Below are 8,135 nucleotides of genomic sequence, written 5' to 3'. Positions count from 1 at the left end.
TTAACATAATGGCGGTTATACGAAACTTAGATGTAAGCCCAAAGTAGAAATGTCCGGTTTCTCCAAAGTAAAAATGTCCGCTTTTAGAATATGCACTTTTGCAATTTTCTTATGTTCTTAAAAAAAATAGTTCTAATTAGTACAATAATAACTAGTAGTCTTGCTCTTGCATATGATCCTACAACGCCTTCATATTATTTAACGAAAGAATTGTGATGTGTGCAGAATATTATGCAGACTGTATTGATGTCTATGGGTCTGCTGGTAGCGGTGGAATGTCAGAGTGTGGAAACTCTTTAAATACATGCATCACTACAGGTGATTGGAATCCACCAAATCTTCCTGTACCATCATCGGATAGATTATTAAACCTTTTTAGTTCAGAAACTAGAGAAGCTACAACAAGATATACCACGGCCTAATAAATCAGGATCTCAATGTAATATGATTGGGATCCTTACCAACATATATAGAAGAGAAAAATGGATCAATTAAAAAAAATAAATGATGATTTGTATCAAGCTGCAATATTATTAGACAGTATTCCTAGTAAGATTCAATCAGATCCATCACTAGAAAATAGAGAAAATATCTTACTGATAGGAAAAGCTCTCAGTCATATTTTTGAACTCCAAAATAATATTTATAAAATTCGCCCTGATTTAAAAAATAATAATCAGTAATAACAGTTATTTATAGTATTTTTTAAGAAAGATAGCGGCTCATTTGAGAATATAAAAGTAATATTCTATTTGTAATAGTTTCTCTGAAATTAACATAATACGGATTATACGAACTAGCCACGTAATGCAACTTGCATTACAATATTCCTATGCATTCAATAAATGGGAAAAATAATGGCTACTGTTAACTTCAGGGTCGATGAAGCCCTTAAAGAAAAATCTTATTCAGTTCTAAGAGAACAAGGTATTGCACCTACTGAGTTTTTTACAAATGTCCTTGAATACATTGCAGCGACTGGGAAACTCCCTGTACAAAAAGCCTTACTCTCAGAAGAGGATACCGAGCTATTAGCGATTGTTCGTAAACGTATTAATGATCCTAAAGAAATGTTTGAGGAAATTACTTTAGATGACTTATAAGCTTTTACGTCATAAGGACTTCACAGCTGAATGGGAAAAGCTTCCTAGTGCTATAAGAGATCAATTTAAGAAAAAACTTGCCAAGGTCATAGAGCAGCCACATATTCCAAAGAATATGCTTAGAGGTGATCTTGCAGGTTGCTACAAAATTAAATTATTAAAGGCTGGAGTCCGACTAGTTTATCAAGTTAAAGATGATCAGGTAGTTATCTTGCTCATTACGGTTGGGAAACGAGCTGACAGCATAGTTTATGACGAAGCGAAAAAGCGCATTAAAGACTAAAAATGGGAGCTTAGAGCTCCCATTTTTGACTTCGCATAACGTGTATTATGTTAATTTTAGAAATAAGTCACCTATAAATTTTGCTTTTATATAAACGACTAAATTAGGTCTATTAGTAATACTCCCTAATAATTCATAATCATAATTCGTCTTTTTAATAGATACATTTAAAGTTTCATTTATAGCTTTTTCTATACTATTATCATGTTGTTTTATAATAACTTTCGATTTTTGATTAATGATTTCACCTTGAAAGGAAAATGCATAGTTTCCACCATTTATTATATTATTTTGTACTACAAAAACTCCATTACCAAAATCATTAAAATTATCTTGAAATTCAAGGAAGTAAATACCATCTCGCATTCTTAAAATACCAGTTCAACAAAGTGAGTGTTTTATATATTTTACGCCAATTTCAACTTTAAATAAGCTTTTAGTTGTTCAAACAAATTGAGCTACCTCTCCTGTAATACAAACATTAGCATTTCATAGTAGTTAACCTTTATTTAACATAAAATCTCTTATATGAAATTTAGAACTTATCCCTTAAAAAGATCATTAAAAAGCTCTTTATCTTTCTGTCTATTTTCTTCTGTCTTACTTTCCGCACTTAAAAACTGCTCAAAATCAGCCCATTGATGTTTAAAAGATTCATCATTCTTAAATTTATTCAAAACCCAAGCGCCAAGCAAAATTTTCCGTCTAGTTTCATTTTTCCGTTCTTGAGCTTTGGCTTCACTTAAAAGTTTTTGCTGCTTAAGTTTAAGCTCATTCTGTTTCTGTTTTGCCTGTTCTAAGATCTGCTCTTGTTCTTTTTTCAAATACTCAATTTGCTCTTGTAGAGATAACTTCTTCTGCTGTGCTTTAGTGAGCTTCTTTAAAACTGCATCTTTCTTTTCTTGAATATCTGACATAGTATTAAACCGTGATGATCAATAATCAAACATCATCATAGAGTCAAAAAACAAAGCGAGCAATATCAAACGTAGCGAAGCGGAGTTTTCCCGGAATGAAATGAAGGGCGCACTTACCCACTTTTATCATTTCATTCAAAAGTGGACGTTGCGACAGGGGAAACCCCTGTACCCCATGACCTCGCTTTAGCATGGTCAGCAACTTTTTCAAAGTTGCAAAAATCAAAACCACGGTATGCAGAAATTTAGGTTTTTAAAGTGGCAATTTTTCATTTGAATGAAAGCAACATCTCACGAAGTGACGGACGTTCAGCCGTTGCTTGTGCTGCTTATCGTGCCTGTGAAAAATTAGAGGATCTGACTTTTGGAAAGACTCAGGACTACACTAAAAAAAAGGGACTTGAATACAAAAATATTTATGCACCAGAACATACCAATACAAAACTTTTAGACCGTCAAACACTTTGGAATACAGTAGAAAAAAAAGAATTCAATGCCAATGGCTCAATGAAAGCCAATGCACGACTCGCCAAAGAATATATCTGTGCTTTACCACATGAATTAACAGATGCAGAACGCATAAAAATCGTTGATGACTTTTGCCGAGACTTTGTGAACAAGCACAATGTTATTGTCGATGCCTGCATCCATGCACCACATGAACATAACGATGAAACCAATAATAAAAACTATCACGTACACATGATGTTCACGACCAGACTCATCAATGAAAAAGGCGAATTAGGAAAGAAACAAAGAATCTTCAACGACCATGGTCCCGAGATCCTGAAGGACAGCCGAGCAACTTTTGCCAATGTTGTAAACACAGTATTGGAAAATGCCGGACTAGACGAACGCATCGACCACCGGAGTTACAAGGATCAGGGCTTAGACTTTCTTGAACCCACTCATCATGAAGGGCATGAAGCTACAGCACTTCGCAGACAATATGATGAGGAACAAAAAAGACCGCTTGACGAACGTAACACTGAAATTGTGCTACCAAGAATTGCACTTGAAAATGAAGCCATCAAAGCCAAAAATTTAGATGCTGCACGAGAATACCAACAGATCATCAAGGGCCTTGATCAAGAAATTATTGTTCCAAGTCGATTAGAAGATCAGATTACCCAACTAGAGAACGAACTTCAGTTAACCGAAGCAGAAGAAAAAGAGCTTTTAGCAGAATTAGAACATCTCAACCTAGAAGAAGAACGCCTGCAAGAACAACAGGTTCAACAGATTGACAACGCATATGATGACTTCATTCGTTGCCAGGATATTTATGCAGAATTTGCTAGTCAGTTTTACACCATTCAAAGCAATGCTGCTAATAATCAAAAACAGATTGAATCAAATCTCACCAAGACAAAACGATGGTTAGCAGAAAACAAAAGCGATTTTTACCTACGTAACGATAATTTGTTTTATGACTCTTACCATCATACTTACAGAGATATAAAAAAACCTGATTTTTATGCGACTGAAAAATCAGTAGAACAGGCAAAAAATGAGAACTGGAGAGAATACGCAACCGAGGTCGAACAACTTGCTAAAGAATACGATATTGAGAATGTCGTCAAACGCTTAGGCCAATGCTCAGAGATACTGGAAAATAATGGGATTGAACGACCAACGATAAAACCCACTTTCTGGCAAAAGCTAAAACGAGAGTACGTTCACTCTTTCGATACCCTGCATGATTTTAATGATGATATGAAACCTATCCTTGTCGAAAAACGGGCAGATGATCTCAAAATTGAACAAGAAAGAATGCAGCAAGTACGCCAAGCGGAAGTGGATCGCCAACGAAAAATTGAAAATGATCGCAGAGAAAGTGAATTTAGAGAGCAATTACGTAAAGAACGAGAGCAAAGAGAACAACGCTATGAACAAGATAGACGCGAACGAGAACATTTGGCATTTCTAAGACGGCAAGAATTGGAAAAACAGCAAAAAAATGAGCCTAAAAAACCAGAAAATGAAAATAAAAACGATTACCGACCTTGGTGAATGCTGTTTAAACGCAAAAAAATAGGGTTTTTAGCGATGTTTTGCTAAACCACAGTAGATTTATAGTTGAGTTAAGAAAAAACTCTTAAATCGCAAATGAGAGCATTTAGCGAGTGTCTACGAGCGAACTACAGGGATCTAAATTTTTTCACTTGTTTTTCCCTGATTACAGGCTCCCCTGTGTATCAAGAACTCAGAATCAGAGCATCCCGAATGGGTGCGAACTGATTACGGTGGCTTTATGTCGAGCGAAGCGAGTGAAAAAGTTCTATGAGCGAAGCGAATTCCTAGTTGCTTTTCTTTTTTAAAAAGTCACGAAATTTTAAGCCAAAAATTGCCCCTACGAACTGAGCGAAAGCGAAGTTCAATAGAGTTTGAGCGTAGCGAAAACCAAGGGCAATTTTTCATTCCCTGGGCTTTTAATTATTTTTAAAGTTTTTAAATGCTTTTAGGTAAGCTGAAAGCCTTGTAAATAAAGGCTTCTAGACTTCATATGACTACGTTTACCTACCAATATGACTACGTTTACCTACCAATATGACTACGTTTACCTACCAATATGACTACGTTTACCTACCATAAGTCTACCTTGTTTATCTTGTAGATTTAACCACGTTTACCTTGCATTAATCTACAGATTTATTAATATAGACTTATATTCATAACTAATAAGATAGATAAATAAAGTGCGGGATTTAGTAGTTAAAGATAATGCATTAATTAATGCGAGTTATAACTTAGATTTAGTAGAACAGCGTTTAATCTTATTAGCTATTGTTGAAGCAAGAGATAGTGGTCGAGGCATTAATGCCAATGATCCATTAGAAGTCCATGCTGAGAGCTATGTAAATCAATTTAATGTTGCAAGACAAACAGCGTACCAAGCGTTAAAAGATGCTTGTAAAGATCTATTCGTACGCCAATTTAGCTATCAAGAAATCAATAAGAGAGGAAATGTAGAAAATGTTTTAAGCCGCTGGGTCAGCGAGATTAGATATATCGATGATGAAGCAACCGTGAAGTTAATATTTGCTCCTGCAATCGTCCCACTTATTACACGTTTAGAAGAGCAATTTACTAAATATGAATTACAACAAATTAGTAATCTCAGCAGTGCGTATGCTGTGCGGTTATATGAATTGTTAATAGCTTGGCGCAGTACAGGCCAAACTCCTATTATTGAACTAGCAGAGTTCAGGAAAAAAATAGGTGTTCTTGATGATGAATATACAAGAATGGGGAATTTCAAAGACCGAGTATTAAATTTGGCTATTGCTCAAATTAATGAACATACAGATATTAAGGTCCAATGTCAGCAACATAAAAAGGGACGTAATATTTCTGGCTTTTCATTTACCTTTAAACAGAAAAAAGTCGTTATAGCTAACAATAAAAAGCAAACTACTCTTGAGATTTTCTCAAAATTTACTGATGCGCAGCGACATTTTTTTGCTAATAAGCTATCTGAGCTTCCAGAAATGAATAAATATTCTCAAGGTACTGAAAGCTACTCGCAGTTCGCAGTTCGAATTTCTGAAATGCTAAAAGATCTACAAAAATTTGAGGAGCTACTGCCATATCTAGAGAAAGTAGGCTTTAATGCAAAATAAACTTCATGTTTAGATCGGATGTTCATATGAACATCCCTGTACACGTACTGAGGGACACCATTGAACACAACAAAATTCAGCGTTATGGACGCCAGTAAAGCCTTTAAAAAGTCTAGAACAACAATTTATGAAGCTATAAAAAATGGTGAATTATCAAGGGATAGTGATGGACTCATAGACCTATCGGAATTAATAAGAGTTTATGGAAATCCAACTGGTGTTCAGTCCAGTACACGTATTGAACAAGTCCAGAAGGATGCACCTGTACGCATACAGTCCGAAATCGAAAATGTTCTAAAAGATCAGATTACTTTACTTAAAAATCAGTTAGATTTAGCAAATCAAAGAGAAAAGTCTTTGATGCAACATATTGAAGATCTAACTCATAGAATTGAGTTTAAAGGCACCTTAGAACAGCCAAAACAAGAAAATACTAATAAGCTAAATGAATCTACTAATCTAAATATAGCAACAGATCCTCGGCCAGAGATTGAGTCGAACTATGACGCATTGACTACTCCTGGGGAAGACAACAAGCGTATACCTATTCCTAAACACGTTGAACCGGAACCTAAAAAAAGGGGATTATTGGGCCGTTTAGCTCGGGCAGTTTTTACAGATGAGTAAGGTTTTATTGTTGTTTTTAGCTAAACAAAAGTGTGGAACATTGCTTGTTTATTGAGCGTGGAACGTGAGTAATCATTAAAAAAGCCCAAGTACACATACTTGGGCTTTCAACATCAATATAAAACTATGATTTATATCGAATAAAAAACAGTATTTCGTATAACGCGTATTATGTTAATTTTAGGAGATCTATACAATTCTGTACTTTTTCACAATCATAGAAAAAGCAAATAAAATACTTATCCAAAATAAATAATCAATAAAAAAATTGAGAAAAACAAATTGATCCATGCCGATGAAAATAAATAAAGGATTGATACTTATACTTCCGACTGGAGAGGTTTCACCATCTATAAGGAACTGTAGAGGAAATCCCCCAGCTATGACTTCAACTTCTCCAAGCTTATCTACAACTATGCGGTCAACTAATATATTTTTTTGATAAAGCAAAGATACGTAGGTCAAAATAATTGCTAAGAAATTAAAATATAAAAATTTTTTCATAATTTTATCTCATATATCTATTAATTTTAACAATTTTTAATCAGAGCCTTTTGGAATAATTTGCTTTAATTTCTCTATTATGATTTTATCAAAAAATTCCTTTAATATGAAAAGATTAGAATTTATTTTATTAAGTTTACTTGCAGCCTGTAGTCCAGTTACAGAAAAAATTGAATCAAATATAGTTGTTCCACGTATTCAATATACGGGGGGAGCAGATAATGCAAGTTATAGTGAGGCTAAGCTTATTAGGGAAGGTAAATGCCTATACCTAGAACATGCTGATGGATCTAAAGTTCTGCCAATTTTTGCTACAAAAACTCTAGATTGGGATATGGAAACTAAGAGCCTAAAAGTAGATTCGGATACTTATTTTTTAGGTGATAAAGCAGCATATGGAGGCGGAGAATCCTATCCTCTAGAAAAAAATAATTATTCTTGGATAACTGAAGTAGATCCTAGCTGTGATACCTCAAAAGTTATAGTTATTAGTCGACTCATAAGACCAATTGAACAGAACTACCAAAATGAAGAATAGCCTATTTTACTGTCTTGCATTAGTTTTAATTATAGGATGCCAACCATTAGAAAAGAATGGATATATTTCTATTAAAAATTGGACCAATGCCCCAATCACAGATCTTAAAATAACTTATATCAGTGCTCAAAAAACTTATAGCTTAGGTACTCTTTATCCTTATTCGGAATATAAATACGCCATCAACTATGAGCAGCATAATGAGGATTCAATAATCTTTTCATATGTAGATAAAAGTCATAAAAAGATTAATCAAGAAGTAGCTACATATGCAGCCAAATATGATAGGAGAATTTATGAAATAATTATTCAATAGAATATAAATTTATATAGAAATTACAATTACTAATTGAACGAAAGAGCTTCTATTTGAAGTTTCAAAAACTGGAGTTTTCCACCAATCTAACCTCCATTTAACATAATGGCGGTTATACGAAACTTAGATGTAAGCCCAAAGTAGAAATGTCCGGTTTCTCCAAAGTAAAAATGTCCGCTTTTAGAATATGCACTTTTGCAATTTTCTTATGTTCTTAAAAAAAA

The 8,135-nt window shown here is 34.1% G+C and carries 11 protein-coding genes; 8 read left to right on the top strand and 3 right to left on the bottom strand.

What is annotated here, in order from left to right; translation table 11 throughout:
- Positions 1–482 precede the first annotated feature (482 nt).
- The 3 genes from FTU75_RS17780 to FTU75_RS17770 all read left to right on the top strand — a co-directional run bounded on the left by FTU75_RS17780 (position 483) and on the right by FTU75_RS17770 (position 1,386).
- Positions 483–683, top strand: coding sequence for a hypothetical protein (locus FTU75_RS17780; protein WP_163146734.1), 201 nt, complete (start codon positions 483–485; stop codon positions 681–683).
- Positions 684–857: 174 nt separating this feature from the next.
- Positions 858–1,103, top strand: a complete 246-nt coding sequence (locus FTU75_RS17775; RefSeq protein ID WP_111885987.1) for a type II toxin-antitoxin system RelB/DinJ family antitoxin — start codon at positions 858–860, stop codon at positions 1,101–1,103.
- On the top strand, positions 1,093–1,386 hold the full coding sequence (locus tag FTU75_RS17770; protein ID WP_074947749.1) for a type II toxin-antitoxin system RelE/ParE family toxin: 294 nt from the start codon (positions 1,093–1,095) through the stop codon (positions 1,384–1,386). Before FTU75_RS17775 ends, FTU75_RS17770 begins: the two co-directional genes overlap by 11 nt.
- Positions 1,387–1,431: 45 nt before the next feature.
- On the opposite strand, the gene FTU75_RS17765 is transcribed toward FTU75_RS17770, so the two are convergent.
- Together FTU75_RS17765 and FTU75_RS17760 are read right to left on the bottom strand one after the other, a co-directional pair.
- Complete coding sequence (locus tag FTU75_RS17765; protein WP_179997607.1) at positions 1,432–1,752, bottom strand: GrlR family regulatory protein; 321 nt, start codon at positions 1,750–1,752, stop codon at positions 1,432–1,434.
- 176 nt (positions 1,753–1,928) lie between these two features.
- Positions 1,929–2,303, bottom strand: a complete 375-nt coding sequence (locus FTU75_RS17760) for a hypothetical protein (protein WP_086322809.1) — start codon at positions 2,301–2,303, stop codon at positions 1,929–1,931.
- 258 nt (positions 2,304–2,561) lie between these two features.
- Between FTU75_RS17760 and mobQ the strand changes: the two genes are divergently transcribed.
- The 3 genes from mobQ (at position 2,562) to FTU75_RS17745 (ending at position 6,553) form a co-directional block, all read left to right on the top strand.
- Positions 2,562–4,316, top strand: coding sequence for a MobQ family relaxase (gene mobQ / locus FTU75_RS17755; RefSeq protein ID WP_233945590.1), 1,755 nt, complete (start codon positions 2,562–2,564; stop codon positions 4,314–4,316).
- 686 nt (positions 4,317–5,002) lie between these two features.
- Positions 5,003–5,926, top strand: a complete 924-nt coding sequence (repM, locus tag FTU75_RS17750) for a replication initiation protein RepM (RefSeq protein ID WP_005174434.1) — start codon at positions 5,003–5,005, stop codon at positions 5,924–5,926.
- 60 nt (positions 5,927–5,986) lie between these two features.
- On the top strand, positions 5,987–6,553 hold the full coding sequence (locus FTU75_RS17745; RefSeq protein ID WP_233945591.1) for a plasmid replication DNA-binding protein: 567 nt from the start codon (positions 5,987–5,989) through the stop codon (positions 6,551–6,553).
- A 189-nt stretch (positions 6,554–6,742) separates the two neighbouring features.
- Here the strand turns inward: FTU75_RS17745 and FTU75_RS17740 are convergent, their stop codons facing one another.
- A complete protein-coding gene (locus FTU75_RS17740; RefSeq protein WP_005108843.1) occupies positions 6,743–7,057 on the bottom strand; it encodes a hypothetical protein in 315 nt (104 codons plus the stop codon).
- 106 nt (positions 7,058–7,163) lie between these two features.
- Here FTU75_RS17740 and FTU75_RS17735 point away from each other — a divergent pair, with 106 nt between their 5' ends.
- Positions 7,164–7,595: a hypothetical protein gene (locus FTU75_RS17735; protein WP_005108844.1), complete on the top strand. Its 432-nt coding sequence runs from the start codon at positions 7,164–7,166 to the stop codon at positions 7,593–7,595.
- Entirely contained in the window at positions 7,585–7,911 is a 327-nt protein-coding gene (locus tag FTU75_RS17730) for a hypothetical protein (RefSeq protein ID WP_005108845.1), read from the top strand. Before FTU75_RS17735 ends, FTU75_RS17730 begins: the two co-directional genes overlap by 11 nt.
- Positions 7,912–8,135 lie beyond the last annotated feature (224 nt).

The organism is Acinetobacter sp. YH12140, from assembly GCF_013418475.1.
Taxonomy (GTDB): domain Bacteria; phylum Pseudomonadota; class Gammaproteobacteria; order Pseudomonadales; family Moraxellaceae; genus Acinetobacter; species Acinetobacter amyesii.
This window is presented reverse-complemented; position numbering and strand designations above follow the sequence as displayed.

Coding starts and splice junctions, on each gene's coding strand:
- FTU75_RS17780 (WP_163146734.1), top strand. CDS start 483: ATGGATCAATTAAAAAAAATAAATGATGATTTGTATCAAGCTGCAATA.
- FTU75_RS17775 (WP_111885987.1), top strand. CDS start 858: ATGGCTACTGTTAACTTCAGGGTCGATGAAGCCCTTAAAGAAAAATCT.
- FTU75_RS17770 (WP_074947749.1), top strand. CDS start 1,093: ATGACTTATAAGCTTTTACGTCATAAGGACTTCACAGCTGAATGGGAA.
- FTU75_RS17765 (WP_179997607.1), bottom strand. CDS start 1,752: ATGCGAGATGGTATTTACTTCCTTGAATTTCAAGATAATTTTAATGAT.
- FTU75_RS17760 (WP_086322809.1), bottom strand. CDS start 2,303: ATGTCAGATATTCAAGAAAAGAAAGATGCAGTTTTAAAGAAGCTCACT.
- FTU75_RS17740 (WP_005108843.1), bottom strand. CDS start 7,057: ATGAAAAAATTTTTATATTTTAATTTCTTAGCAATTATTTTGACCTAC.
- FTU75_RS17735 (WP_005108844.1), top strand. CDS start 7,164: ATGAAAAGATTAGAATTTATTTTATTAAGTTTACTTGCAGCCTGTAGT.
- FTU75_RS17730 (WP_005108845.1), top strand. CDS start 7,585: ATGAAGAATAGCCTATTTTACTGTCTTGCATTAGTTTTAATTATAGGA.